General features: G+C 43.4%; 28 protein-coding genes. 20 read left to right on the top strand and 8 right to left on the bottom strand.

Going from position 1 to position 26,549, the window contains the following annotated elements:
• The first annotated feature begins 19 nt into the window (after window positions 1–19).
• Entirely contained in the window at window positions 20–421 is a 402-nt protein-coding gene (locus AB4Z50_RS16715; protein ID WP_441880754.1) for a VOC family protein, read from the top strand.
• A 53-nt stretch (window positions 422–474) separates the two neighbouring features.
• Here the strand turns inward: AB4Z50_RS16715 and AB4Z50_RS16710 are convergent, their stop codons facing one another.
• A complete protein-coding gene (locus AB4Z50_RS16710) occupies window positions 475–1,557 on the bottom strand; it encodes a branched-chain amino acid aminotransferase (protein WP_441880753.1) in 1,083 nt (360 codons plus the stop codon).
• 119 nt (window positions 1,558–1,676) lie between these two features.
• On the opposite strand from AB4Z50_RS16710, the gene AB4Z50_RS16705 reads away from it, so the two are divergent.
• From AB4Z50_RS16705 to AB4Z50_RS16635, 15 genes are all read left to right on the top strand, one after another.
• Window positions 1,677–2,573 (top strand): LysR family transcriptional regulator, encoded by an 897-nt coding sequence (locus AB4Z50_RS16705; RefSeq protein WP_441880752.1) that lies wholly within the window; start codon window positions 1,677–1,679, stop codon window positions 2,571–2,573.
• An 18-nt stretch (window positions 2,574–2,591) separates the two neighbouring features.
• Window positions 2,592–3,950, top strand: a complete 1,359-nt coding sequence (locus tag AB4Z50_RS16700; RefSeq protein ID WP_441880751.1) for a UTP--glucose-1-phosphate uridylyltransferase — start codon at window positions 2,592–2,594, stop codon at window positions 3,948–3,950.
• 372 nt (window positions 3,951–4,322) lie between these two features.
• Window positions 4,323–5,654 carry a serine hydrolase domain-containing protein gene (locus AB4Z50_RS16695; RefSeq protein ID WP_441880750.1) on the top strand — a complete coding sequence of 444 codons (1,332 nt, stop codon included), beginning with the start codon at window positions 4,323–4,325 and terminating at the stop codon, window positions 5,652–5,654.
• A complete protein-coding gene (locus tag AB4Z50_RS16690) occupies window positions 5,651–6,313 on the top strand; it encodes an HAD family hydrolase (protein WP_441880749.1) in 663 nt (220 codons plus the stop codon). The genes AB4Z50_RS16695 and AB4Z50_RS16690 overlap by 4 nt, the downstream gene beginning before the upstream one ends.
• 15 nt (window positions 6,314–6,328) lie before the next feature.
• Window positions 6,329–6,718: an NUDIX domain-containing protein gene (locus AB4Z50_RS16685; protein ID WP_441880748.1), complete on the top strand. Its 390-nt coding sequence runs from the start codon at window positions 6,329–6,331 to the stop codon at window positions 6,716–6,718.
• Between the two features lie 221 nt (window positions 6,719–6,939).
• Window positions 6,940–7,470 carry an orotate phosphoribosyltransferase gene (gene pyrE, locus AB4Z50_RS16680; RefSeq protein ID WP_441880747.1) on the top strand — a complete coding sequence of 177 codons (531 nt, stop codon included), beginning with the start codon at window positions 6,940–6,942 and terminating at the stop codon, window positions 7,468–7,470.
• A gap of 168 nt (window positions 7,471–7,638) precedes the next feature.
• Window positions 7,639–8,391: a methylenetetrahydrofolate reductase gene (locus AB4Z50_RS16675; RefSeq protein WP_441880746.1), complete on the top strand. Its 753-nt coding sequence runs from the start codon at window positions 7,639–7,641 to the stop codon at window positions 8,389–8,391.
• 202 nt (window positions 8,392–8,593) lie between these two features.
• The gene (locus AB4Z50_RS16670) at window positions 8,594–9,826 is read left to right on the top strand and encodes an ArnT family glycosyltransferase (RefSeq protein WP_441880745.1); all 1,233 of its coding nucleotides are present in this window, start codon (window positions 8,594–8,596) and stop codon (window positions 9,824–9,826) included.
• 123 nt (window positions 9,827–9,949) lie between these two features.
• Entirely contained in the window at window positions 9,950–10,615 is a 666-nt protein-coding gene (rnhA, locus tag AB4Z50_RS16665) for a ribonuclease H (protein ID WP_441880744.1), read from the top strand.
• Window positions 10,616–10,648: 33 nt separating this feature from the next.
• Window positions 10,649–11,344, top strand: coding sequence for a response regulator transcription factor (locus AB4Z50_RS16660; protein WP_441880743.1), 696 nt, complete (start codon window positions 10,649–10,651; stop codon window positions 11,342–11,344).
• Entirely contained in the window at window positions 11,337–12,452 is a 1,116-nt protein-coding gene (locus AB4Z50_RS16655) for a sensor histidine kinase (RefSeq protein WP_441880742.1), read from the top strand. The genes AB4Z50_RS16660 and AB4Z50_RS16655 overlap by 8 nt, the downstream gene beginning before the upstream one ends.
• A 139-nt stretch (window positions 12,453–12,591) precedes the next feature.
• Entirely contained in the window at window positions 12,592–13,458 is an 867-nt protein-coding gene (locus AB4Z50_RS16650; protein WP_441880820.1) for a carbohydrate ABC transporter permease, read from the top strand.
• 59 nt (window positions 13,459–13,517) lie between these two features.
• On the top strand, window positions 13,518–14,348 hold the full coding sequence (locus AB4Z50_RS16645; RefSeq protein WP_441880819.1) for a carbohydrate ABC transporter permease: 831 nt from the start codon (window positions 13,518–13,520) through the stop codon (window positions 14,346–14,348).
• Window positions 14,349–14,363: 15 nt separating this feature from the next.
• On the top strand, window positions 14,364–15,524 hold the full coding sequence (locus AB4Z50_RS16640) for an efflux RND transporter periplasmic adaptor subunit (RefSeq protein ID WP_441880741.1): 1,161 nt from the start codon (window positions 14,364–14,366) through the stop codon (window positions 15,522–15,524).
• 41 nt (window positions 15,525–15,565) lie between these two features.
• Entirely contained in the window at window positions 15,566–16,846 is a 1,281-nt protein-coding gene (locus AB4Z50_RS16635; protein ID WP_441880740.1) for an ABC transporter substrate-binding protein, read from the top strand.
• Window positions 16,847–16,867: 21 nt separating this feature from the next.
• Here the strand turns inward: AB4Z50_RS16635 and AB4Z50_RS16630 are convergent, their stop codons facing one another.
• Window positions 16,868–17,734 carry an AraC family transcriptional regulator gene (locus AB4Z50_RS16630; protein WP_441880739.1) on the bottom strand — a complete coding sequence of 289 codons (867 nt, stop codon included), beginning with the start codon at window positions 17,732–17,734 and terminating at the stop codon, window positions 16,868–16,870.
• 143 nt (window positions 17,735–17,877) lie between these two features.
• Between AB4Z50_RS16630 and AB4Z50_RS16625 the strand changes: the two genes are divergently transcribed.
• The 4 genes from AB4Z50_RS16625 (at window position 17,878) to AB4Z50_RS16610 (ending at window position 21,482) form a co-directional block, all read left to right on the top strand.
• Window positions 17,878–18,936, top strand: coding sequence for a Gfo/Idh/MocA family protein (locus AB4Z50_RS16625; RefSeq protein ID WP_076267279.1), 1,059 nt, complete (start codon window positions 17,878–17,880; stop codon window positions 18,934–18,936).
• Complete coding sequence (locus AB4Z50_RS16620) at window positions 18,933–19,790, top strand: sugar phosphate isomerase/epimerase family protein (RefSeq protein ID WP_441880738.1); 858 nt, start codon at window positions 18,933–18,935, stop codon at window positions 19,788–19,790. Before AB4Z50_RS16625 ends, AB4Z50_RS16620 begins: the two co-directional genes overlap by 4 nt.
• A gap of 19 nt (window positions 19,791–19,809) precedes the next feature.
• The gene (locus AB4Z50_RS16615; RefSeq protein WP_339204981.1) at window positions 19,810–20,703 is read left to right on the top strand and encodes a sugar phosphate isomerase/epimerase family protein; all 894 of its coding nucleotides are present in this window, start codon (window positions 19,810–19,812) and stop codon (window positions 20,701–20,703) included.
• A 323-nt stretch (window positions 20,704–21,026) separates the two neighbouring features.
• Window positions 21,027–21,482, top strand: a complete 456-nt coding sequence (locus AB4Z50_RS16610) for a GNAT family N-acetyltransferase (RefSeq protein WP_441880737.1) — start codon at window positions 21,027–21,029, stop codon at window positions 21,480–21,482.
• A 9-nt stretch (window positions 21,483–21,491) separates the two neighbouring features.
• Here the strand turns inward: AB4Z50_RS16610 and AB4Z50_RS16605 are convergent, their stop codons facing one another.
• From AB4Z50_RS16605 to AB4Z50_RS16580, 6 genes are all read right to left on the bottom strand, one after another.
• Window positions 21,492–21,713, bottom strand: coding sequence for an anthrone oxygenase family protein (locus AB4Z50_RS16605; RefSeq protein ID WP_441880736.1), 222 nt, complete (start codon window positions 21,711–21,713; stop codon window positions 21,492–21,494).
• Window positions 21,714–21,845: 132 nt separating this feature from the next.
• On the bottom strand, window positions 21,846–22,991 hold the full coding sequence (locus AB4Z50_RS16600; RefSeq protein ID WP_441880735.1) for a hypothetical protein: 1,146 nt from the start codon (window positions 22,989–22,991) through the stop codon (window positions 21,846–21,848).
• A 12-nt stretch (window positions 22,992–23,003) separates the two neighbouring features.
• Window positions 23,004–24,293 (bottom strand): hypothetical protein, encoded by a 1,290-nt coding sequence (locus tag AB4Z50_RS16595; protein WP_441880734.1) that lies wholly within the window; start codon window positions 24,291–24,293, stop codon window positions 23,004–23,006.
• Entirely contained in the window at window positions 24,290–25,171 is an 882-nt protein-coding gene (locus AB4Z50_RS16590; RefSeq protein ID WP_441880733.1) for an ABC transporter ATP-binding protein, read from the bottom strand. The genes AB4Z50_RS16595 and AB4Z50_RS16590 overlap by 4 nt, the downstream gene beginning before the upstream one ends.
• A 1-nt stretch (window position 25,172) precedes the next feature.
• On the bottom strand, window positions 25,173–25,937 hold the full coding sequence (locus AB4Z50_RS16585) for a hypothetical protein (RefSeq protein WP_441880732.1): 765 nt from the start codon (window positions 25,935–25,937) through the stop codon (window positions 25,173–25,175).
• Window positions 25,930–26,502: an RNA polymerase sigma factor gene (locus AB4Z50_RS16580; protein ID WP_441880731.1), complete on the bottom strand. Its 573-nt coding sequence runs from the start codon at window positions 26,500–26,502 to the stop codon at window positions 25,930–25,932. Before AB4Z50_RS16580 ends, AB4Z50_RS16585 begins: the two co-directional genes overlap by 8 nt.
• Window positions 26,503–26,549: the final 47 nt, after the last annotated feature.

The raw sequence follows: 26,549 nt of genomic DNA, 5'->3' as shown, positions 1-26,549 counted from the left end.
AAAGGAGTTAGAAGCGAAAATGTCTAATCAACTTAGCTCTCTTACCGTATTAATGGTATCCGATTTAGCAAAGTCCCAAAACTTTTATCGCGATTCGCTTGGTTTTAATGTAACCGATTGGTGGGCAGAGCGCGGCGGCTTGCATGGCGTAGCACTCAAGCTATTTCAAGCGGCCGACCCTTCGGATGTAAGGCCGAATCAGCGTCCAGCTGGCGGCGGTTATGCCGTGGATGTACAGGTTTACACAGAAACATGGGCACAATTGGATGCGCTGTACGAGGAGTTCCGCAGTAAAAATGTTATCATTTCCGTGGAACCAATCATTTATGCAGACGGAGGACCATGGAAAGAGTTCGTCATCGAGGATCCGGATGGCTACCACTTTGCATTTGGCGGAACAGATGGCAACCCAGGCAACTAAAATAGTAAAAAGGCTGCCGATCAATGGATTCGGCAGCCTTTTATTAAAATAAGCTAGACGTTAACAGGAGTAGCCTCTACCATCCAGTCAAATGGATCTGCAATTTTGCTCATTTGAATGCCCGTTAGCGTATCGTAAAGCTTCTTGGAGATTTCGCCTGTCTGGCCTCCATTGATGACGAGAACATCATCCTGCCAGTTCAGTTCTCCAATAGGAGAAATAACAGCAGCTGTACCTGTTCCGAAAGCTTCCTCTAATGCGCCGCTGCGCCCAGCCTCATACAGCTCTTCGATCGTAATCGGACGCTCGACAACTTCAATATTCCAATGACGGAGCATATGAATGATGGAATTGCGAGTCACCCCATCGAGAATACTGCCGTTTAGTGCTGGCGTATGAACAACACCGTTGATTTTGAAAAAGACGTTCATGCTGCCGACTTCTTCAATATATTTGCGATGTACGCCATCGAGCCATAGCACCTGAGAATAACCTTTCTCTTTCGCAAGCTCCTGCGCTTTCAGACCAGCAGCATAGTTGCCGGCAGTCTTCGCTTCGCCCACGCCGCCCTTTACGGAACGAACATATTCGGACTCAACGAAGATTTTTACCGGGTTTACGCCTTCTGTGTAGTAAGCGCCAACCGGCGACATAATGATGATGAATTTATACTCTGTAGACGGTGCTACACCAAGCTGAGGTTGAGTTGCTATGACGAAAGGACGAATATAAAGCGACGTGCTAGGTGCTGTTGGAATCCAGTCTTTATCAACTGAAATAAGCTGCTTTAAAGCTTCAATCGTTGAATCGATATCGAGCTCAGGAACGCTGAGACGCTCGTTAGAGCGATTCATTCGTTGTATGTTTTTTTGAGGTCTGAACAGCAATATGCGACCATCGTCGGTTTTATACGCTTTCAAGCCTTCAAAGATCGTTTGTCCATAATGAAACACTTTAGCTGCAGGGTCTAATACGATCGGTTGGTAAGGCAGAATACGCGGCTTGTGCCAGCCGTTGTCCGTCGAATAATCCATAATAAACATATGGTCCGTAAAATGATTGCCGAACCCAAGCTGGTCCACTTCTGGTTGTTGTTTCTTGTTTTTGGTTAACTCGATTTCCAATGATTGTAGCAAATGGCCCATCTCCCTTTATTGATCGTTAATTGAATGCTATCACTTCATGCGATATATTTAAAATATCTATTTTATTGAATGTCCATACCTTTAGGGTATGAACGGACGGAGTGATCGAATTGGACATGCGGCAGCTTAAATACTTCTTAACTATAGCACAAGAGGGACAGGTTACGCGCGCTGCAAAGCTGCTTAATATGGAACAGCCGCCTCTTAGCAGGCAATTGAAGCAAATGGAAGAGGAGCTTGGCGTCAAGCTGTTTGAGCGAAACGGCAAAGGGTTGATTTTGACCGATTCAGGAGAGCTGCTCAAGAAGAAGGCGGAGTCGCTGCTCTTGCAATTTGATGAATCCCTCAGAGAGGTAAAGGGGATGGAGGAGGGAGTTCGAGGCGTCCTGTCGATCGGGTCCGTTGTTTCCTGCATTTCCTTATTGCCCAAAAATATTGAGCTGTTCAGAGAAAAATATCCTCAAGTTACGTTTAAAATATCGGAGGGCGATCACTTCTACCTTGGTGAACAGCTGGAGAAGCGGGCCATTGATTTAGTTATCGCTCGGCTGCCGTTTGAGGCACAGAAACATCCGCAGCAATACTCCATTATGCCGCTGCCATCAGATCCGTTTGTCGCCGTTATTCCAAGCTCATGGACGGAATATGCAGGAAAAGAAGCATTGTGCATGAAGGAGCTTGCCCAGTTTCCGTTCCTCACCTTGAAGACGGATCGAACGACTCGCATGCATGAGCAGGTCGTGAACGAGTGCAAACGGCACGGCTTCGTTCCTAATATTATATGCGAATGCTCTAGTGTCGCCATTATTATGTCCCTTATCGCTTGCGGCATTGGGGCGACCGTATTTCCGAAATCGGTTATGTCTTCTTTTCCAAGCACCGTCGTCAAAATGCTCAACATTGAGGATGCGGACTTTCAGTCGGGTGTCGGCATTCTATGGCTGAAGGATCATTATTTGTCCAAGCGCGCRCAGCAATTTATTGAAAGCTTTCGTACTGAAATGTAATAAAGGAGGAGACAACACTTGGATCAGCTACCTATAAGATTAGCGGAAGCCAAGCTTCGTATGTATGAGCAGCAGCATGTTCTGGAGATGCTTGCAAACCTACCGGAGCAGGAGAAAAACAAGCTGGCTGCGCAAATTTTAGAAATTGATTTTGAGCGGATAGCCAAAGATTTAGCCGGCCGCAGCGATACTAAGAAGCTGAACAACGATACGATATCTTCGATACCTTTTGAAGACTGGGAAGACTTTGAACAGGGAGAAAAAGCGGCATATACCGAAAAGGGCTGGGAGCTGCTGCGAGCTGGGAAAGCTGGAGTTATCGTTGTTGCTGGCGGTCAGGGCAGCAGGCTTGGCCATGATGGGCCTAAGGGTACGCTGGATATTGGACTTCCATCCCATAAATCTTTATTTCAGCTTCAAGCAGAGCGGCTGCTGTATTTATCGAGAAAAGCCGGCAAGTCTATCCCGTGGTATATCATGACTAGCCCCGATAATCATGAAGCAACGAAGGCATTTTTTCATTCCTTACATTACTTTGGTTATCCAGCAGAGGACTGTTTTTTCTTCCAGCAAAATACGATGCCTGCGCTCGATCATGACGGTAAGCTGCTTTTATCGGAAGACGGAACACTTATGCTGGCCCCTAGCGGCAATGGAGAATGTTTCGCGTCGTTAAAACGCACAGGAGCAATTGCTGATATGAAGCAAAGAGGCTTAGAGTGGTTGTTTTATTATAATGTAGACAATGCGCTCATAAAGGTCGCAGACCCTGCATTTATTGGACTAGCTGCGTCACGCAATCAGATGGTTGCAACAAAGGTTATCGAAAAAACGGATGTTGACGAGAAAATCGGGATTTTATGTTTGAAAAATGATCGTCCGGCTGTACTCGAGTATAACGAAATTCCGTCATCCATTAAGGATAAAAGAACGAATGAAGGGCGATTGTTTTATAGCTTAGGGCATATATCTATCCATCTATTTAAGCTGGACTTCATAGAAGAGCATGCAGATACGGATATTCCTTTCCATATTGCCTCCAAAAAGATGAAATACATGGACGCCGAAGGAAGCATCATCACACCTACGGAGCCAAACGCCTATAAGCTCGAACGCTTTATTTTCGATTTTTTTCCATTGGCCGATGAAGTTACTGTTATACGGGGGATTCGTGAGGAGGAATTCGCTCCAGTCAAAAATAAATCGGGTGAAGACAGTCCGCTTAGTGCACGCAAGCTCGTTCAGTCGCTTCATCTAAGCTGGCTGCGCACCGCTGGTGTTTCTGAAGAGCAGCTGCAAGGTCGTGATATTGAAATTTCACCATTAACTTCGTATAACGGTGAAGGCTTGAAAGCGGAAGATTGGAGCTTTGACTGATCGCTAACGAACTCCAGAGTCGCTATATGATCAAATTAGACTCGTTTTGATATGTAACGAATCCCATTGGCTTTATTTAACGTTGAGGCTCCATATATTGAAGTTATTTTGCAGAATAACGTTACTGGAGTTCGTTAGAATTTAGAAAACAATCATTTGTGCGAAATAACGTCTCCTGAGTTCGTTACATGTATTGAAGTCATTCGAGCGCCAACACAGTCTAAATATAGGGCTGCGTTTACCTATTTTATAAAAAGATATCAACAAGGAAAATGTTTACATTACGAACGTGTGTACGGTATTATTGAGGTGGCTGATTATTCATGTTTATTAGCTAATAGAATAGACTTCTTTCTAAAGGGAGATGATCTGATGAATACAGAACACGTAAAATCTACCGATCAATTGCAACAAAAACTAGACAATCATTGCAATTGTCTAGCTAAGCTAGGTTATCTTAACGGTTGTGTATTGGTTGCATTCGAGGGACGAATCATCTTAAACAAGGGCTATGGGATGGCAAGCTTTGAGCTGGATGTTCCGAATGATCCGCAGACGAAATTCCGTATTGGCTCGATTACAAAACAATTTACGGCGGCAGCAATCGTTATGATGCATGAACTGAAGCTTCTGAACGTAGAAGACCCGATCTCCGAGCACCTCCCCAGCTACCCAAATGGCGATAAAATTACGATTCATCACTTGCTAACACATACATCAGGAATTCCGAACTACACAGGCCTAGAGGATTTTGTACCGAAGATGAGACTTGTTTCTTCTACAGACGACCTCATTGCCAGATTTGCAGACAAGCCCTTGTTGTTTGAACCGGGGGAGAAGTTTGATTACAGCAATTCAGGTTATGTGCTTCTTACAGCAATTATCGAGAAAATATCCGGACGCACTTACGAGGACTATATTTACCATGCCATATTGAAGCCGCTCGGAATGATAAATACCGGTTATGATCATGCTAAGAAAATATTGAAAAACCGTGCTTCCGGCTACGAGGTTTGGGGTGAAATAGTGAATGCGGAGTTTCTGGAAATGACTATTCCATCTGGCGCTGGAGGCATGTATTCGACCGTTGAGGACCTTTATATTTGGGGACTGGCGCTGCATTCACATAGGCAGATCAGCGAGAAGGCTTATGCGAGCATGACGACACCTTTCAAAGATACATATGGCTACGGATTATCTATATATGAGGAAGAAATTATGGGCAGCCAGAGGAAAGTTATCGGCCATGGCGGGGGCATTAATGGTTTCTTAACCGAAATGAGGCATTATAAAAAAGAAGATGTAACGGTAATCGTTTTATCTAATCTAGTAACGACGCAGGTAGGACCGATTAGTCAGCAGCTGGCGCGGCTTGTTTTGGGCGAGGAAGTGCAGCTTCCGATATCGCATACGCCGATCAAGCTGGAAATCAATCAGTATAACAATCTCATTGGCAGCTACGATGTGGAAGGGGAGCCAGGCTCGCCATTAATCATTTCGCAAGAGCAAGAGAAGTTTTATCTCACCCAAAATACGTGGTTTAAATTTGAGCTCTGTCCGTATTCCGCAGTAGAGGGAGAACTGCTGTTTTTCTTGAATGGAATGGACGGAAAGATTACTTATACCGATACCGGATCTGTACCAGAATTAACGGTTCAGCTGTTTGGCGGCGTCAAAAAAGCAGTGAAGAGTGTTAAGTCATGATACAAGCCGTTATTTTTGATTTAGACGGTACGCTGCTGGATCGTGATCGTTCCTTATTGATGTTTGTAGAGGAGCAATTCGAGAGATTGATTAGTCCGAACGTCGAGGTGGATAAAGAGAGTTATATTAAAAGGTTCATCGCATTAGACAGTCGTGGCTATGTTTGGAAGGACAAAGTATACCAGGAGCTCATACGAGAGTTTGAGCTAAGGCTGGATTGGAATGAGTTGCTAGACGACTATAAGATAGGTTTCTCAGATCATGCGGTTTCATTTCCTAATATGATAGAACTGCTCGATGGCCTTAAGGAGAAAGGCTATAAGCTGGCAATGATTACGAATGGATTCAGCGACTTTCAAGCGAGCAATATTCAGGCCCTCCAAATCGCTCATTATTTTGATGAAATTCTTATTTCGGAGCGGGAAGGCCTTCGCAAGCCTGATCCCGCTATATTCCTGCGAGCTGCGGAAAAACTGAATGTGGCGACAGAGGCATGTGTTTATGTTGGAGACCATCCAGTCAATGACATCACTGCGAGCAAAGCGACAGGCATGAAGGGAATATGGAAGGAAGACAACTATTATACGGAGACATTTGAGTATGACGCGAAGGTGAAGGACTTAATAGAAATTAGACATCTAGTTGAACAATGGAAATAACGGAGGAAAGCTAAAATGGAGCTAAGACCGAGGGTTTGTGCGGCAATTATTCGTGATGAGAAAATTTTGATGGTCTTTCAAGATCATCCCCTCGAGAATCGGAGCTTCTGGACATTGCCCGGCGGTGGCGTAGATGCTGGGGAAACGAATGAGGAAGCGGTTATTCGTGAGGTTAAGGAAGAAGTCTGTCTAAATGGCAAAGCGGAAAGACTACTATTTGAAGCGGAATATTCATTAGGGCCGGATTATTGCTATCTTGTTACCGTTGATGCGAAGGAAGAGGCGCAGCTTGGAGTAGACCCTGAGCTCTCTGCTGATGAGCAGGTATTGAAAGGAATCGCATGGTTTACATTAGAGGAAAAGAAAAACGATCTGCAGGTGTCTAGAGTCATTGCTTGTCTATAGCTCTTTTCGCCATCTATGAAAAATTAGTTGTAAAATGGAAAATTCACCTTTAGAATAATAGGAATGACTGGAAGGGGTGGAGGTATGAAGACGATGATAGAGGCGCTTCGGGAAATACCTCGATTATCATTTTTATATTTTCATTCTTATATGAAACACTAAAGCGATTGCTGCTTTAGTGTTTTTTTTTATACTTAAAAATGCGAAGGAGTGTTTTAGAAATGATGAGAGAACAACTGGCGAGAGCAATCTATGAAGCAGCCTATTTAGAGGGAGAGTTTAAGCTGCGTTCAGGTCAAGTTTCGAATCACTATTTTGATAAATACTTATTTGAGTCCAATCCTAAGCTTTTGGCAGAAATTGCAGAGAAACTGGCTCCGTTAGTACCCAGCGATACCGAAGTATTGGCGGGGCTCGAGATGGGCGGCATTCCGATTGCAACAGCTCTTTCACTGAAAACAGGCATACCTGCTGCATTTGTAAGAAAAGAAGCAAAAAAATATGGTACCTGTAAGCTTGCTGAAGGTATAGATATAGCAGGGAAAAAGGTCTGTATTATTGAAGATGTGGTTACAACAGGAGGACAGATTCTTATCAGTACGGATGATCTAAGGGGATATGGGGCTGAGATCAAGTCCGTTATGTCGGTTATTGAACGAGAGCCGCTGGGCAGGAGGAATCTCGAAGAGGCGGGATTAACCTACATTTCTTTATTCCATATCGATGAGCTATTGCAAGCTTCGACTAAGTAATATTTCGTAATACCAGAGCAACTACTACCCTTTATAAGAGAATATGATAGCAAGCTGCTATTAAATTGATTGGTAATTTGAATTAAAATTCGTTAATATGTATTAATATGCAATAATCTTGACGAGCATGGATTCTATTCATTCTATATAGAGTAAGGGGCTTATGAGGTGAGAATTTCATTAGAGCTGGTTCCAAGAGACGAGGCCCAGCTGAAGGCGGAGCTGGATTTAATTAAAACACAGTTTCCTGCTATCAATACAATTAATATTCCTGATTTGACGAGGTTCGAGCTACGCAGCTGGGAGGCATCCTGCCTATGTAAATCTCTATATGAGTCCAGTATTCCCCATATCCGGGCAATGGACTTCGACTGTGTAGAACCGCTGCAATTCATAGAACGCTTAGACAAACATAACATTACTGAGGTGCTCGTCGTAACCGGCGATGTTCCAAAAAATAGCGAGAAGGTTGTTTATCCGACGACTTGTTTAGACTTGATCGCCAAGATCAAGAAGGATTACCCCCATATTAAGGTGTATTCAGCGATAGATCCTTATCGTGGCAGCATGGACGAGGAATATGAGTATGTACAAAAGAAGCTTGAAGCGGGAGCAGACGGTTTCTTCACGCAGCCATTTTTTGATCTGAGCTTGATGGAGCAGTATTCAGATATGGTGAAGGGCTCCGAAATTTTCTGGGGCGTATCGCCGGTCGTGTCGGACAAATCGCAAAAATATTGGGAAACAAGAAATCATGTTGTATTCCCTGCTGATTTTCAACCGACGCTTGAGTGGAATATCGATTTTGCGAAGCAAGCATTAGCGTTTACGAAGAAGACGAACAGCCATATTTATTTTATGCCGATAAAAGTCGATTTGCAGGCTTATTTTGATGGGATCTTCAGTAAAGTACTCGTATAAAGTAAAATGCGAATGAAAAACAAATGACGGCTGTCTCCAAAGGCAACATGCCAAGAGGAGCAGTCTTTTTTTTGTGTTTTTATGAAAAAAACTTCATTGGCTGCAAGATTAGAATAATGCTACAATCGTTCAAGTGTGGTCATTTGGAAATGTAAGGAAGTTAAGATCTCGTACAATATATTAAAAAAGGGTTGAAGACGATATGGCTATCAGAACCAAAACGGTCATTTTCACCATATTGCTTGTGCTAGGCTTGCTGCTTCGCTGTTATTATACGGATTGGGATAAAAAGCTGACGGGTGACGAGGTTGGCTATAATAAAATGGTGCTGCAGCTGCTTCACGAGGGCGTTTACGGATATGCTCCATATGCTTATTCAGAAAAACCTAATGCGTTTACAACGCCAGGTTATCCTCTTTTTTTGGCTGGCTGTTATGCCGTATTTGGATATGCGGGAGATCGTCCCCCAGTCGTACAAATTCAGGCGCTGCAAATATTGATTCAGCTTATATGTGCAGTTATCATGTATGGGATTGCGAGACGGATGTTTGCGCATACGGGCATTAGTCTGTTGATGATGGCTTGTTATTTATTGCATCCCACGTTTATTTTATCGCCAATGTATCTTTTAACAGAAACGTTATACGGTTTATTTTTTCTAATATTTATTTATCTTTTAGTGAGGTGTGCACAGGAGACCAAGCTTAGATGGTTTCTTTCACTAGGTGTCGTCTTCGGCATTTGTGTACTGATTCGGCCAACGATCGTTCCCTTTATAGTTGTTTTGCTAGCTGGTGTAGCGGTATACGGCAGAAAACATGGAATGGCAGCGGTACTAAAAGCGATTTCCGTGATTACGATCGGCTTTGCTGCAATGATGCTGCCCTGGTGGATTCGAAATTGGATGACCTTAGATAAGGTGCTGTTGCTCGCGGAGCAGACGGGAAATCCGTTGTTATGGGGTTCTTATCCTTTTGAACGGAGTCCTCATGTTGACGTTAAACAAGATCCCGCGGAAATGGGGAGAATAGCTTATGAGCGAATCATCAATGGTTTCCGCAATGAATTTTTCACTTACCTGAGCTGGTACAGCTGGGGCAAGCTGCTAATTTATATTAGTGAGATTTTTCCGGGTTTAGGATATATAACAGTAAATAAGCTATTGTCCAAGCTGATAACCATTTTGCATATGATCGTTATGGTCATTGGTTTGGGTGGACTCGTAAAGATCATTATCCATGAAAGAAGAAATGCGATGTATATGATGATTGCATTGCTCGCCGTGTTTAGCATACTGCTGTATCTTCCCTTCTCGCCTACGCCAAGATATTTTTATCCTACGATTCCGCTTTGTTTCTTGGGACTGGGATATTTGCTTTCATGCACCATAACGTCTAAGGGCGGACCAATTAAAAACGAAGGTTTTCGAGCATAGTTGCTTTAAGGCATGGACGTTTTATAATAGATAGAACTAAATGTAATATCACGTTTTATTCGAATATAAGCAGCTGGGAAGAAAGTATGAATAAGGACTTTAACAAAGGTGGTATTTTGGTAAATGGCAAAAGGAAAATATTATGTCGTCTGGGTTGGCAAGAAAACAGGGATATTTACTTCATGGCCCGAGTGCCAAGCGCAGGTTAGCGGAGTACAGGATGCGAAGTTTAAATCTTTCGAGACGAAGCAGCTGGCGGAAAAAGCTTTCCAAGACGGCTGGCGCAGTCATTGGGGGACAGGCTCAGGCAAAGCTGCTGCTTCGAGCGCAAAAACAGGGAGCAGCGTAAAGCAGCCTGTACTGCTACAGGAAGAAACGGCTTCTATTGACTACGATAGTATTTCTGTTGACGTAGGAACGCGAGGGAACCCAGGGCCTGTCGAGTACAAGGGTGTGGACACACAAACGAGCGAAATTTTGTTTTATGTCGGGCCCATTCCGAATGGTACGAACAATTTAGGTGAATTTATCGCTGTGGTTCATGCACTTAGGTACTTGAAGGAGAAGGGCAGCACGAAGACAATCTATAGTGATTCTAGAACGGCTCTGAGTTGGCTACGTAATAAGAAGGTAGCCTCCACCTTAAAAAGGGACGCATCCACCGCAAAAATATGGGAGCTAACGGATGAAGCAGTGAAATGGCTGCACACGAATACATACACGACTAAAGTGTTGAAATGGAACACCGAGGAGTGGGGTGAAATTAAAGCTGATTTTGGGCGAAAGTAATGGAACGTTAACATTTTGTAGGGAGCGGAGAGCATGAAGCCAATTACAATTCTGATAGCTGACGATGATACGGAGATTATCGATTTGATCGAGCTGCATTTAGAGAAAGAAGGTTACCAATGTGTCAAAGCTTCTAACGGCCAAGAAGCTGTAGATGCTGTTCAGAAGCGTTCGATCGATTTAGCGATTTTAGATATTATGATGCCAAAGTTGGATGGGTATGAAGCAACGAGACAAATTAGGCTAAAACATCATATACCTATCATTTTTTTAAGTGCCAAGTCGTCTGATCTCGACAAGATTACAGGGCTAGTAAGAGGAGCGGACGATTATGTAACGAAACCGTTTAATCCTATGGAATTGATAGCGCGTGTGAACGCTCAACTCCGGCGTTCTACGCAGTTTAACCAAGTAGCTCCAGTTAACAGTCTCTTGTTGGAGGCTGGAGGATTAGTCATCTGCCTAGAAGAACGAACAGTCGCTTTTTATGGCAAGCCTATCGGATTAACGCCGAAAGAATTTGATATTTTGTATTTGCTAGCTAGTAATCCGAAGAAAGTATATAGCTCAGAACATATATTTCGACAGGTGTGGGGTGAAGCTTATTATGAAGGAAGCAATACGGTCATGGTACATGTCCGCACCTTAAGGAAAAAACTCGGAGAAGACTCACATAAAAATAAGTTGATCAAAACCGTCTGGGGAGTAGGTTATAGCTTCTATGGCTAAAATGATCCGCAGCTTTCGCTCAAAAATGATTCTACTTTTTGGTCTAAGTATGCTATTTTCCGGGGTAATCACCTATTCGATATATAAAGTTCTCCAACTCTATTATTATACGACTAAAGTAGAGGATAGCTTTACTAAATTTCGTTACTTCATAAGAGATATTGGAGATGTAAACTTTTTTCTTATCCTATTTATTCCTCTTTCCATTTGGTTTTTCTTTCTGCTTACTAAACGATATTCAGCGTATTTTCATGAAATATCGGGGGGAATTAACCTGCTGGCGAAGGGCGACTTTAACAACCACATTAACATTTCATCCAAAGATGAGTTTGGGGATATTGCCAGAGACATAAATTTAGCAAGCGAAAAATTAAAGCTGGCCTTGGAAAGAGGAGATTTTGAAGAAAACAGCAAGGAACGATTGGTGTTGAATTTAGCTCATGATTTGCGTACACCGCTAACTTCTGTTTTAGGTTATTTAGATTTCATCCTTCAGGATGATCAACTGTCCAAAGAACAAGTAAACCACTATACGAGCATAGCTTATATAAAATCTCAACGTTTGGAAAAACTCATAGATGAATTATTCGAAATTACGAGAATGAATTACGGAAAAAATAAGATTGTAAAAAAACAAGTCGATCTTAGCGAGCTTCTCATTCAATTAAACGAGGAATTATATCCTGCTTTTGAGAAAAACCACCTCACAACAAGGCTGAATGTCGCTCTGCATTTGAACATACGAGGTGACGGGGATTTATTGGCACGCGTATTTGAAAATCTTCTGACGAATGCAATCCGTTATGGAAAAGACGGCAAGTTTATCGACATAAACGGCAAACTTGATGGAGAAGAAGTGGTCGTGCACATTGTCAATTACGGAGATTGTATCCCAGAGGAAGAACTGCCGCATATATTTGATATGTTTTATACCGGCGATAAATCTAGAACCTATCAAGAAGGAAGTACAGGACTCGGCCTGTTCATTGCGAAAAACATAACGATTCAGCATCAAGGCACTATTTCAGCAGAGAGCAATTTTATTCATACGATTCTTGAAGTTCGGTTGCCACATGATAAAGGATCTGATGGCAGCGAGAAATCATAATAATATTCATTTAAGGAAAATTTTATGTTTACCCTACTTTTTCTTTTATCATTCACCCCTATTCTAAATGTACGAATGGGAGGTGGAACGAAGAATGAAGAAGTGGGGTTTTTGGCATGTCTTCATTGCAGGGAAACATATGAAAAAGTGGTTCAGAAAGGATTCCTCAGCGGCTTTGCTATTTCTCGTGCCGAGCGTTTTCGGGTTTGCGTTATTTTACCTGATTCCGTTTGCCATTGGAGTATTCTATTCTTTTATGGATAGTACGGTAGATAGCCAGTTTGTTGGATTAGATAATTACCGCGAGCTATTTGCGAGCGACTCCTTCCGAAAAGCGTCATCCAATACGTTTTATTTCAGCGTGGTGAGTGTTCCGCTTATACTTGCGCTGTCGTTAGGTCTTGCCATCATTTTAAATAAAAATATATATTTGCGAAATTGGCTGCGCACTGCCTATGTGCTGCCACTTGTCGTCCCTGTCGCCTCGATTCTACTCATTTGGCAGATGCTGTTCGATTGGAACGGCTCTTTGAACGCATGGCTTGCCGGGTTCGGATTTGAACGGGTGGATTGGATGAAAACCGATGCGGCCCGAAACGTAATCATTATCGTTTATCTATGGAAGAACATCGGATATAACGTCATTTTATTTTTGGCGGGACTGCAACAAATTCCTAAGGATTATTATGAAACCGCCCAGATTGAAGGTGCAGGGCGGTTAAGGCAGTTTCGTAGTATTACGCTGGTCTATTTAACATCCACGATGTTTTTTGTAGTTATTATGTCGATCATTAATTCGTTTAAAGTATTTCGGGAAACGTATTTGATCGCAGGCGAATATCCGCATGACAGCATATACATGATGCAGCATTACATGAACAATATGTTCACGTCGCTTAATATTCAGAAGCTGACAGCCGCCGCGACATTGATGGCAGGATGTATTCTTCTGATCGTCATGGGTTTGTTTGTGATGGAACGCCGTTTTCGGCAGTACATGGAGTAGGGGGAAGGAAGGCTGTGCTAGTTGTAAAAGTAGTACAAAAAATAGTGTTAACGGGAGTCATGTGTACAATAGCAGTTTTATTGTTGTTTCCCATTGTGATTACGTTCACAAACTCATTCATGACAGAGCAAGAAATTGCCATCAATTATAGTCCCATAGGGCAAATAGAAAAAGTGGAGGCAGGAAGAGAAAATCCTTTTGTAAATTTAAAATTGCTGCCGGATCAATTGACCCTGGAGCAGTTTTACAACGTGTTGGTGGGCAGTCCGAGATATTTGATGATGTTCTGGAATTCGGTATTTTTAGTCGTGCCAATCATCATAGGACAAACCCTCGTAGCAGCGCTTGCTGCGTACGCTTTCTCAAAGCTGAAATTTCGCGGTCGAGAACACTTGTTTCTCGTCTATATCCTGACAATGCTCATGCCGTTCCAAGTCACGCTAGTGCCCAATTATATTATGGCGGATAAGCTAGGTCTCCTGAATAATCCGAATGCGATTATATTACCTGGCATATTCGCGGCTTTTGGTGTGTTTATGCTCAGACAGTTCATGCTTGATATTCCCTATGCTTACATAGAAGCGGCCAAAATGGACGGAGCTGGACATTTGCGAATTTTTTTTAAGATTATTACTCCGATGATCAAACCGGGTCTGGCTGCGCTTGTGATTCTCTTGTTTGTTGATTATTGGAATATGGTAGAGCAGCCGCTTATTTTTTTGGACGATCCATTTATGCAGCCGCTATCGGTGTTTTTATCTAGGTTGAATGGTGAGATGGGGATAGCTTTCGCTGCATCTATGCTTTTCATGGCTCCGATGGTGCTGCTGTTTCTTTATGCGGAAACATATTTCATCGAAGGCATTCAATTGTCCGGAATTAAAGGTTAGGGGGAAAGATGGGAGATGGAGCTGGAAAAAGAGCCACCAGATCGCAGGCGCAAACGAAACATTTTAGTTGTATTTTTTATTCTGATGGGACTGTTACTATTTTTCACGCTTCTTAGCAATACGCTGCAGTCGCTGGCATTGCCGAAAGTAAGTACGGAAAAACCGGTCAAGGGCAGCCTTGCCTTGTCGCTCGAAGGCAGCGGTATTTTGCAACCGATCGCCCAAGCCAAATTATCGAACCCTGCTGGTTGGAAAGTCCGAAAGGTCCTCGTGAAAGAAAACGATCGAGTAACGAAGGGGCAAAAGCTCATTCTCTACGACAGCAAATCCGCCGAGCGAGAACTGTTAGATGAGAAAACCAATTTGGACAAGCAGAAAATTGAGCAGCAAAATATGCAAGATCAGTTCATCCAAACAATGATTGAAGGGGATGAGCTGAAAATTCGGAAAGCAAGACGGGATCTTGAAACGATGAAACTTGATCTTAGCACGCAGCAACGTAAAATTGACGATTTGAAAGAGCGGCTAATAAGCCAAAAGGAAATTACAGCTCCTTTTGATGGCATTATTACGCAATTGAATGCTGTCGAAGGGTTAGCACCAACAGGAGAACCTGATGTTGTTATTTCGAACAGCAGTCTTGGTTATCGCTTGGATATAACAGTTGATTCAAGGCTGCTCACAAGCTTCGGGCTATCAAGCGGAGTGAAGATAGAAGTCGAGGTAGATACTGCTCAGAAACAACAGACACATATGCTGGGCGGCATGATTGATGAGGTAGTAAATGCAGAACCCCGTACAAATAGCTCATCTAGTGAAGATGCTGGTCAGACCAAAACGGTTCCACAACATATTCTTCGCATAAAAGTCGCAAATTCAGAGCTGAAAGGAGGTGAACAGGCAAAAATTAAACTGGATGCACGCTCGCAGCAAGAGGGATTGCTCATCTCCAATGAGGCTATTCATAATGATCAAGAAGGCATTTTCATCAATAAGCTTGAAGTGCAAAGGGGAGCATTAGGCAATGCCTATGTTGTCCGTAAGGTCAGAGTTCCTTTCAGCGAAAAAAACGACATAGTAACGATGATTCAAGCGGATAACCTATATGAGGATGAACTGATTATTTTGGAGAGCAGCGAGCCTCTTCAAGACGGAAATCGTGTTCGCCTGCAGTAGTAAAGCAAGTAGAAGAGAAAAGGATAGGAGAAATGTATACCATGAAAAAGATACTGTTTATTATGGTTTTGATGCTAGTCATGACCGCATGCAGTTCTGGGGGCGGCGAGGAGTTGGAAAGCGCGAATAAGCCCGGAAGCAGTGAGGGGAAAACGGTCGTTACATTGGCAGCGCGACAACCGAGCATATTTTTGCAGACGGCAGAAAAAAAGTTTGAAGATAAGTATCCGGACATCGATATTCAAATTCAAGTCACAGAGGAATATGAAAAATATACAAAAACGACGAACGCAGCGCTCCTTTCAGGGAAAGGACCGGATATTTTTGATATAAGCAGCTTGCCTATAGAAGATTATGTGAGCAAGAAGCTTATTCTAAATATGGATGAGCTTATGGAGAAGGACAAAACGATAAATAAGAGCGACTTGCAAATGAATATTTTAGATCAATTAAAGTCGAATGATGGTATGTATACTATGCCTTTTGGTTTCTCCTTGCGGGCATTCATTGGCGATGGGGACATTCTAGGGAACACGGATATTGACGATAAAAATTGGACGTGGAAAGAGTTCGAGAAGACTGTGAAGGTATTGGGGGAGAAGGGGCCGGAACGCCGCTATGCTATGGCAAATGACCCGCCGGAAATGCTCCTGCAAGAAATGCTTATGGATAAATATTCAGAGTTTGTGGATCATGCAGCGAAAGAGGCAAAGTTCGACTCTCCATTATTTATGGAGGCGATGCAACAAATTAAAGGGATGTTTGATAATAAAGTTATGACTGCGGAACAGGCTGATATCGGTAAGCAAATGTTCCATTCCATTGTTATTGAATCGCCGGCAGACTTTATTAATGCTCCTCTACTCTATTTCTCAAATCCGAAGCTGCTGCAAAAACCGGAACAAAAAGGCGGAACAAGGATTATTACTTATTCCCGGTTCGCCATTCAAGCCCAATCTCCCGTTAAAGAAGAAGCTTGGAAGTTTATTTCCTTCTTGTTATCTGTGGAAGGACAATCTTTGCAAGATAGAGTAGGGTTTTCATTACTGAAATCTGTGAATGAAAAACAGCTGAATGAGATTCAGCAACAAGTTAAAGGTGGAACGTACAAGCTTCCGGACGGGAAAGTGCCGCAGGTAACCGATGAACAATTTAATCAATTTAAGGAACTGACTAGTACAGCGGATAACTATTCAGATGTGGACGGTAAAGTGTTTTCTATTGTAGGAGATGAGGCCAGCTCATTTTTTAGCGAACAAAAGTCTGCTGAAGAAGTTGCGAAGCTGATCCAGAACAAGGTGACCACTTACTTGAACGAGTAGTTAACAATAGAAGTAGCCTAATTAGTTTCCCCGAAGCGAGGACGGGGAAACTTTTTTGTGTTTTTTGAACGTACGGCTAAAGTAATAAATGTCATTGAAGCCTGTCGCTGTTGCAACCTCCGACACGGTAAGCGGACTATGACGCAGCAAGTAATCGGCTTTGCCGAGCCGTGTCATCGTTATATATTCTGTAACGGTATGGCCGCTCAGCTCTTTGAACAATCGGCTAAAGTGGTAGCGGCTGAGGTTTGCCATGCTTGCCAGCTGGTCCACCGAAAGCTCATCCTTGTAGCTGTCCTCAATATGCTTGAAGACAGGCGCGAAGCGCTCAATGTTCTTCATACGCTCTGCATATTCGTCTTTGGTGAGCACGGTAGCGACATGACCGCGAAGCAGCAGCGTCAACAGGCGGTAGAGCTCGGATTTTATGGCCAGCTCGTAACCGAACTCGCGCTGCTCGAGCTCATTGATGATGGCATGCATGCAGGACGTTACTTTGCTGTCGTCACCAATATAATTTTGCAGCAGAAGGCGGTTCTGCGTAATGGGCGTAATGAACTTCGTTTCGGCAGCATCCACCGACTGGCTGTGCAGCAAGGAAATGTCGGCGATGAGCGCATAGTAGTACAAATCTGATGATAGGCTGATTCCGTAGTGAAGCTCATTGCTGTTCACGACGATGAGATCGCCAGCGGATGCTGTTATCGTAGTAGAACCGCACTCTATCGAGGCTTTGCCCGACACAAAATATAAAAATTCAAGATGTTCATGAAAATGATGCGGGAAAATGACCATTCCCTGCTGGTCGAAGGTGTTGTGATGCAGTTTTATCGGAAAATGAGGGTCTGGCATGTCCATAGGCTCACGCAGTTCTTCGAATTTTTCCAACTTGAAAGACCTCCTCAGTAGGATAGCACAATTGTACAAACAAACCGCACAGCTTTACATGGAGTTGCAGGTTGAAACCATTATAATACGAAAGTGTAGACATGCAAAACCTTACTATTAGAATTCATAAGGAGAGATTAGCAATGAAACCGATACAAATCGCGGTTATTGGAACAGGCTCTATCTCATCATCTCATCTAGATTCCTATAAGAAAAATCCTAATGCGAACATTTACGCGGTTTGCGATTTAAATGAAGAGCGCGTAAAAGCCGCAGCTGAGAAATATGGCGCCGAAAAAATCTATACGGATTATCACGAGTTGCTCGCCGATCCAGTTATTGAAGCAGTCAGCATTTGTACGTGGAACAATACGCATGCTGAAATCAGCATTGCGGCTCTTAAAGCTGGCAAGCATGTGCTCGTAGAGAAGCCGCTTTGCCGTACGGTTGAAGATGCGCTTCTTGTGCAAGAGGCTGTAGAGCAATCCGGCAAGCTCCTTCAAGTGGGCTTCGTCCGCAGATACGATACGAGTGCACAATTGATTCGTGCGATGGCTGACAGAGGAGAGTTCGGTGAAATTTATTTTGCCAAAGCATCAACGCTCAGACGTCTTGGAAATCCAGGCGGATGGTTCTCCGACATTGAGCGCTCAGGCGGCGGACCGCTTATTGATATTGGCGTACACGTCATCGATCTTTGCTGGTATTTGATGGGACGTCCGAAGCCGGTATCCGTTAGTGCCAATACGTATCGCAAGCTTGGCAATCGTGCCAATGTAAAAAACCTAAGCTTCTACCAAGCGGCGGATTATGATGCGGAGAAAAACACAGTTGAGGATTTGGCGAATGCACTTATTCGCTTCGAGAATGGCGCATCGCTGCTCGTAGATGTCAGCTTCACGCTGCATGCCAAGTCTAATGAAAATACAGTTAAGCTGTATGGGGAAAAAGGCGGTTTTGAAATCGATCCGGAAACCGTTATTGTAACAGAGCAAAATGACACGATCTTAAACGTATATCCGCAGACGGATCACGCTGGCTTTGATTTTGTTGGCGCTTTCCAAAATGAGATCAACCACTTCGTTGATTGTGTTGCTAACGGAAAACAGCCAATCAGCCCAGTGGCGGATGGCGTGGAAATTATGAAGATATTAGTGGGCATTTATGAATCCGCAGCAAAAGGAGCGGAAGTGCGACTATGAAATTAGGAATCAGCACATACAGCTTATATAATGCACTGAGAACGGGCGAAATGACGATACAGGATGTTATCGTATATATCGCATCCATTGGTGGAGAGCATGTTGAAATAGTACCGCTTGGCTTTAACCTTACTGAAAATCCGGAACTGATCGAAGTGATTAAGAAGCAAGCGCAGGAAAGCGGTGTTGAAATATCGAATTATGCGGTAGGTGCAAACTTCTCCGGTTTAAATGAAGAACAATTCGAGCAGGAGCTTGACCGCTTGAAGCGTGAAGTGGATATTGCGGCAGCACTTGGCGTGAAGAAGATGCGTCACGACGTGGCATCATCGCAAAACCTATCCATTTCAAACTTCTTGTTGGAGCTGCCAAAGCTAGCGAAGGCTTGCCAAGCAGTTGCGGATTATGCAGCAACGTTTGGAATTACAACAAGTGTAGAAAATCACGGTTATTTTATACAACATAGCGACCGGGTACAGGCACTCATTGAGGTTGTAGATCGTCCAAACTTCAAGACAACGCTTGATGTCGGGAACTTCCTTTGTGTGGATGAGAATCCTCTTGCTGCTGTTAAAAACAATGTCAGCCTGGCTTCTATGGTCCATATTAAAGATTTCTACTATCGTCCATCTACCGAAAATCCGGGTGAAGGCTGGTTTAAATCCAAAGGCGGCAATTGGCTTCGGGGCGCAATCGTCGGACATGGTGACATCGCAATGCCGCAAGTACTGCGTGCAGTGAAAGAAAGCGGCTATGATGATTATATTTCGATCGAGTTTGAAGGCTTGGAAGATTGCCGTCTTGGAACGAGACTTGGCTTTGAATTCGTAAGACGTGTATGGAACGAAATTTAAACGAAGGAGTGACTCGAAGATGACATCACCTATCATTACGAACAAAATCGGCGTTATCGTGGATAGCTTTCAGGTTGGTGTAAAGGAAGGTTTGCTTAAAGCGAAGCAGGTTGGTGCGGATGGCGTACAAATGTATGCAGTACATGGCGAGCTGGACCCTGCTAACCTTAACACAGCTGCAAGAAAAGAATGGAAGTCTTATATTGATGGGCTAGGCCTTGATATTTCCGCTCTTGTTGGCGATTTGGGCGGCCATGGTTTTCAGGACCCGGCAGAAAACCGTGCGAAAATCGATAAATCCAAACGGATTATGGAGCTTGGCATGGAGCTTGGAACAAACATTATTACGACGCATATCGGTATCGTTCCAAGTGACAAAAACAGCCGTGTTTATGAGACGATGCATGCGGCATGTGAAGAGCTAGCTAGATTCGCGAATGATATGAACGCTTATTTTGCGATTGAGACAGGACCTGAGACGTCTGCGCATTTGAAGTCGTTTCTTGATGGTCTTGGCACCAAAGGCGTAGCTGTTAACTTTGACCCTGCCAACATGGTTATGGTTACTGGAGATGATCCTGTTCAAGGCGTGTACACGCTTAAGGATTATATCGTTCATACGCATGCGAAGGATGGCGTGAAGCTGGGAGATGTTGATCCGCGCGACGTTTATGGCGATTATGGCTACGAAGTTGCCCTCGACCATGAGAAAATTGCTGCGATGGCCGAAACAGGTTCTGCGTTCCGCGAAGTGCCGCTTGGTGATGGTACTGTAGACTGGCCGGCATATTTGCGAGCGCTTCAGGAAATTGGCTATACAGGTTATTTGACGATCGAGCGTGAAGTTGGTACGAGTCCAGAAGCGGATATTAGCAAAGCCGTTCAGTTTTTGAAAGCTTTTAAAGGACAATAAAACAAGCATGGAGCATCCTCAATCGTTCTCTACAGATGAATTTATAGGCTGCAAGCAGTCCAGCTGGAAGGCAAACCGTCTGGCTGCACGGCGGCAAATAAGAGGTTAGTCATCGGTTTGAGATGAATGTGTGATGTGGATTTAAGCGAAAATCTCATGAAACCGCCCAAAAGAAAGCTCTCATGGCTTATCCATGAGAGTTTTTTTGACTTTTGCAGTTAGCTTTAAGGTGGAAAGGGTGAAGCGAATTCGGTAAAATAATTGAAGACGGAGTACCGTCGATTGATAATCATGTAACTATTCAAACAAGAGGACGTGCAGAAATGGCAGTGAAAATTGTACAAGTATCACATACCGATACAGATTTACATAGGCTTATTCAGAAGCTGGATGAGGATTTAGCGCAAAGATATACGGCAGAGGAAGTATTTACAGTAGATTTTAATGATCCTGGAATTGAGCAAATTGTATTTGTGGTTGCGTACGAGCAAGGAGAACCGGTTGGATGTGGAGCCATAAAACCGCTGGATGAGGAGTATATAGAATTAAAACGATTTTATGTCAGCCCCGAATTTAGAAGGAACGGCATAGCCGCACAAGTTTTGAATGATTTAGAAGCCAGAGCGAAGGATATGAAGTATCAATATATTCGTTTGGAAGCAGGGGCTCCTCAGCCAGAAGCGCTTCATTTCTATAAAAAACATCATTATTATGAAATTGATAGATATGGTGAATATGTTGCGTACGATTCAAGCCTTTGTTATGAAAAGAAACTTTAAGTACCACCGTTAGCTCAATTGTCGGAACGCTATAATAAAACAAACCAACGACGCAAGAGTGGAAATGGTTCGCACATGATTCCATGGCGTCCAGCTGGCAACATAACGCGTCCATAATTCGGGGCCGGCGACACTTGGGTCTACTGAGGCAAGCATATCGTTTAAAGGTACGTTAAATACAATCGTTACTAGAACGGAGCCAATGAGATAGATAAGGCTGCCGGCAAGCAAATAGGTTGCAGCGGGAATATATTTCCATTTTGTTGTAAAGCCTATTTTTTTATGGCTGAGGCAGCCTAAGTATTACTGTTCAATTCTAGGCTGCCTCAGCATCTTAACTAACAGTTAGATCGATCATGCCTGCTACACGAGCAAATTTGCTCGTCGCTCACTCCGCCAGCGAACAACAAATAGTAGAACTGCGCCTGCGGCAAGAAGCAAATAAGTTAGCGGCTGCACATACTGCGCGTAATAAATATCGGCGAGTCTACCGATTAGTAATTTTTCCATCCATCCAAACATCAGAAAAGCATAAGGGATTTGGAGTCCGATGATAACCATGTAATTGGGTGCCATGCTCGAGATCCATGCTGCAAACACCGCGGTGATTAGACTGAGCGCATATATAGCTGCTACAGTCAGACCAATGTATTGTCCGAATGTGAGATCATACCAAAAGTAACCTATATTAAATATCGAATTGATGCCCGAGTCCAGAAATAATCCTGTTCCCAGCCTGCTATACATGAGGAAGAAGACGCCAAGCTGTACGGTTACGATAAGGAGTGTGGAAATCATCGCTGCAGTAAGCTTTCGCAAGAAAAGCCTTCGTCCGATTCGCGCAGTATATTGCAAATGAATAAGCTTGCTTCGTTTATCGTGAAGAAAAATAGGTGAAACCATAAAGAGGATACTTAAACCGATAAGAACGGTCATGTAGATGATTAAACTCATATAATTTCTGAATACAACATCGGTAAATATCGAGTCGCCCTCATCGGAAGCAACAAGCTTCTCCATTCTATTCTGCTGATTCGAATCAACCTCGCCATATGAGTTGTAAGGATATTTTTTACTATTTTCATAGCGTTCTATCATGTACCTGCGCGCTTGCAGCTCCCAGAACAGTTCGGTGTCCGACTCGAATACAGCATAATTATGAATCTTGTTCATCCGCTCACTGTTAGAATCGACGTTTTGAAATTGCTCATATGTGGAGATCCCAGCATCAATAAATTGCTGATCGTTCTTCATGAATTGTTCTGTTTCTTCGATCTTTTGGTCGTATTTCTGTTTAAATCGCTCATATTCAGCATCATCCATATAATTTCCATAATCCTTTTTCATCTCAATGCTGGCTCTATGAATTTCGGTTTCTGGATTTCCATTCGGAAAATATTGAAAATAAAACTGTATGAATAAAAAATAAAATACAACATTGATCGCTAGAAGCATAATGACCATTCTCAGGCCAAATACCTTCTTTATTTCATGCAGCACGATTGTCATAGGAGCTCCTTTCTAATTAATATTTTGTCGTTTAAATTGATGCAAGCAGAGGAAGCAGCACAGTGTTAACAGCGCCAGCCAAATGCCAGCTGTAATCCATTCGTTATTTGGAAGGCTCATGAAGGCGCCGCTTGCTGTAAACCACGCTTTCGGATTCAATACAAGATGAAACGGAGTAAACCCTGTAAATAAAATAAGCTTTAAATCTCTTGGTACGATGTTGGTAATTAGGAGAAAAGAGCCGAAAAGAATGGCAAATGCTCCAAATACCAAGTAGCTGTTGCGAATAATTGCGGTTAACACAAAGGTAATGGCGGTAAAGATAAGCAGGAGCACAAAGATGAGCGCGATAGCACAGCCTAAATAGGTAATATAAGACATCGAGTGCCATGTTAAATAAGGATAAGGCATGCCGAATTCCCAATTGAAAAAGCTGCTGACCGGCACCTTCCAAAGCCCCTTGTAGCTGAAGGTCAGGAAGTAAGCGGACAAGGATATTCCGGTTAGAGCGGTCGTCACGATTATGCTGGCTGCGAAGGAGGAAAGCAGCTTATCCGTTTGCAGCTTTCTGCCTCGTTTGGTGGAGTAGTGCAGCAGATGTGTACCTTGCTCAAATTCGTAATTGCTTATATACCCGGTCATTAATACAACTAAAATCATCAGCTGCAGCAAAATAGATCCAATGAGCGTTTTGAACAGCATCGAATGTGATTGATAGATTTGACCAATGAAAAATAGATTCTTGTGCTCGCCACTTTCGATAAGCTGCTGTAGTCTCTCAGCAATGTGGTCATACCGCTGTCTCACCAAATCAGCCGCCGAGCCGCTGAATCCATATTTCTTTATCTCGCCCTCGGCGATCTGCTTCATATTGAACCCAGCATAGGTATCATCGATGTCTTGCATCAAATAATAATAATTTTGAATAACTTGCAGCTCATTAAACAAATCAAGCTCATCTCTGCTGTAAAGATTCGGTTGATCGGTCACGTAACGCTTATAATTTTCATATTCAAAAAAATCGCTGGGCATCTCATACGTTTGAGATGTCCGTTTATTCGTCAGCTTGTTCATATCGTCCAGTCGCGACAAATAGTAAGACTTGTAATCCTCCTGCATCGGCTTAGTAATCTCGGAACCGAACTGTGCAACAAGCTCGTTCAATATGCTCATTTCATCCTTTTTATAAGCCTCTTGAGCAATGAGGAATAGATTATAAGCGGTAAACACCAGCAGCAGCGCGATAATGACGGGTGAGAGAAGCGCTTTTCTCAGCTCGCAAACTCGAATTTTCCAGCTCATACCGGTTGTTCCGCAGCAGCTTCATCCTGGTATATGTAGATGAATACATCCTCAAGGCTTGGCGCTGATGGGTTCCAATCAGGCTTAGGATGTCCGGTGCCTATAAACCTAAATTTCATCCGACCTGATTCCTGCTTCTCAGAAAGCGACAGATACGAATGTCGAAATGCATCCGCAGCATCGAAATCAACCGTAGTTTCATACACCATACCGTCGATGAGGCTGCAAATATTCGCAATGGAATCCTTATGCAGCACACGTTTGTCCTTGATCAAAATAATTTCATTCGCAATCGATTCAACATCCGACACGATATGTGTAGACAATATAACGATTCGATTACGCGCTAGGCTGGTCAACATATTGCGAAAACGGGCTCGTTCCTTCGGGTCCAAACCCGCTGTAGGCTCGTCCAGAATAAGAATTCGCGGATCATTCAGCAGCGCTTGTGCAATGCCAACACGCTGGATCATGCCTCCGGAAAACTTTTTCATCTTTTTATCGATCACATCTTCAAGCGCAACGAGCTTCAGCAGCTCCACGATTTTGGACTTCGCAGCAGTGGTCTCGATGCCCTTTAAAGCCGCAATATACAGAAGATATTTCCGCGGACTATAATTTTTGTAATAGCCGAAATGCTGGGGAAGATAGCCGAGCTGCTCGCGATAGCGTTCATCCAGCCTTATAATATTTTCACCGTTGTACAATATTTCACCCTCACTGGGGTACAGCAGTGTGACTAACATTTTAATCAACGTCGTTTTTCCTGCTCCGTTCGGAGCGAGCAGTCCGTAAACGCCGTTGTTGAATTCAAGATTAATTTGCTCCAGCGCGCTGAAGTTACCGAAGTGTTTGGACACATTTTGTACGGTTAGCATGTCAGACAGCTCCTTCCGAGCTTTGGAATGTCGTTAGCTTCTTAAGATTTTTTAAGGATATGGCGCATCCAAAGATGGCGACTGCAATATAAATCGAAATGGGAATGGCGGATATGAAATGTAGATAAAACTCTTTGTTTAGCTGCAGGAGAGTCAGATTCAAAATAAACCAGCCTGCAATGAGCACATATTTCATCATGTCCGAATGTACGCTGACCATGATGTACAAGAAAGCTGCAGAGAAAAGAAAAAGTGAAGCGGCTGACAGCGATATTGCGAATAAAACGTTTAGTTGGCTGTAAATGATGGCTGCCGCGACAATTAAAACCGCATTAACGACCATGCAGGCGAGGCTGAATACGAGCATCCTCAGTGAGGCAAGCTGGTACACATTATACTTGCAGGTCATTTCTGTCTCATAGGTATCGCTGTATTTTCGGCGGACAAAAAATAGGAGAGCGATGACGAGATACAAAACGGGAGATCCGATGAAAATGGCTGAATATAGGTCTTCACTCAGTACTCTTGTACGTTCAAATGCGGTGAGCGCGAACCAGATGATAAGAGCGAACCCGGCAGTTATCGCAAAGACGATTTCTGTCCAGTCATGGAACAGATGCCTGAAGCCGAGACGACGATACATCGTTCGTAAATAGTGATAGAACGTTTGCTTTGGAACAAGGCCAGCTGCAACAATGCTGCGGATATGCTGTTCTATCTCAAGTTCATCCGGCAGTTCGACTTGCTGAAATTTTTGCTCATTCATTGCTGTCGCCTCCAAGCTTTTTTTTTAGCCTTCTGATCATGGCGTAGTATTTGGTCTTCGCTGTTGATTCTGGAATATTGAGCAGCGGCGCAATGTCAGAGAATGTGTACTCAGCAAAAAACTTCAAGCGGAAAATATGCTGTGAGGCAGCATCCATTTGATTTACCTGGAGCATAATCGTTTCAATCTGCTCTCTCTTTTCTATTTCCAATGTAAAATCGCCGTCATCTGGCATTTCCTCCTCTATCGGAGCGGTATGACGGGCATAGCTGTAATATTTGGAGCGATAGTAGTCGACAATTCGGTTTGTGGCAAGCTTGTACAGCCAAGTACGGAAGGAACCGCGTGTTCCGTCAAATTTTCCAATCGACTGCAGCATATGAATGAAAATGTCCTGTGTAAGATCCATGGACAGCTGTTTGTTCGTAGTTTGCCTGTATGCGTAGCTGTACATTTCCTTGTAGTACCGGGAAACGAGTGCATTCGCTGCCGTTTCACTGGATTGTCGCTGAACTTGCTTGATCCATGCTGCTTCTGTGTCCATATCGCTCTCTCTTTCCCGCATAGTAAATTGCCGCTTGCTTGTATATTCGAAGTCCGGTCAGAAATAGT

It is taken from the genome of Paenibacillus sp. 2TAB26 (assembly GCF_052115145.1).
Lineage (GTDB): Bacteria > Bacillota > Bacilli > Paenibacillales > Paenibacillaceae > Pristimantibacillus.
This window is presented reverse-complemented; position numbering and strand designations above follow the sequence as displayed.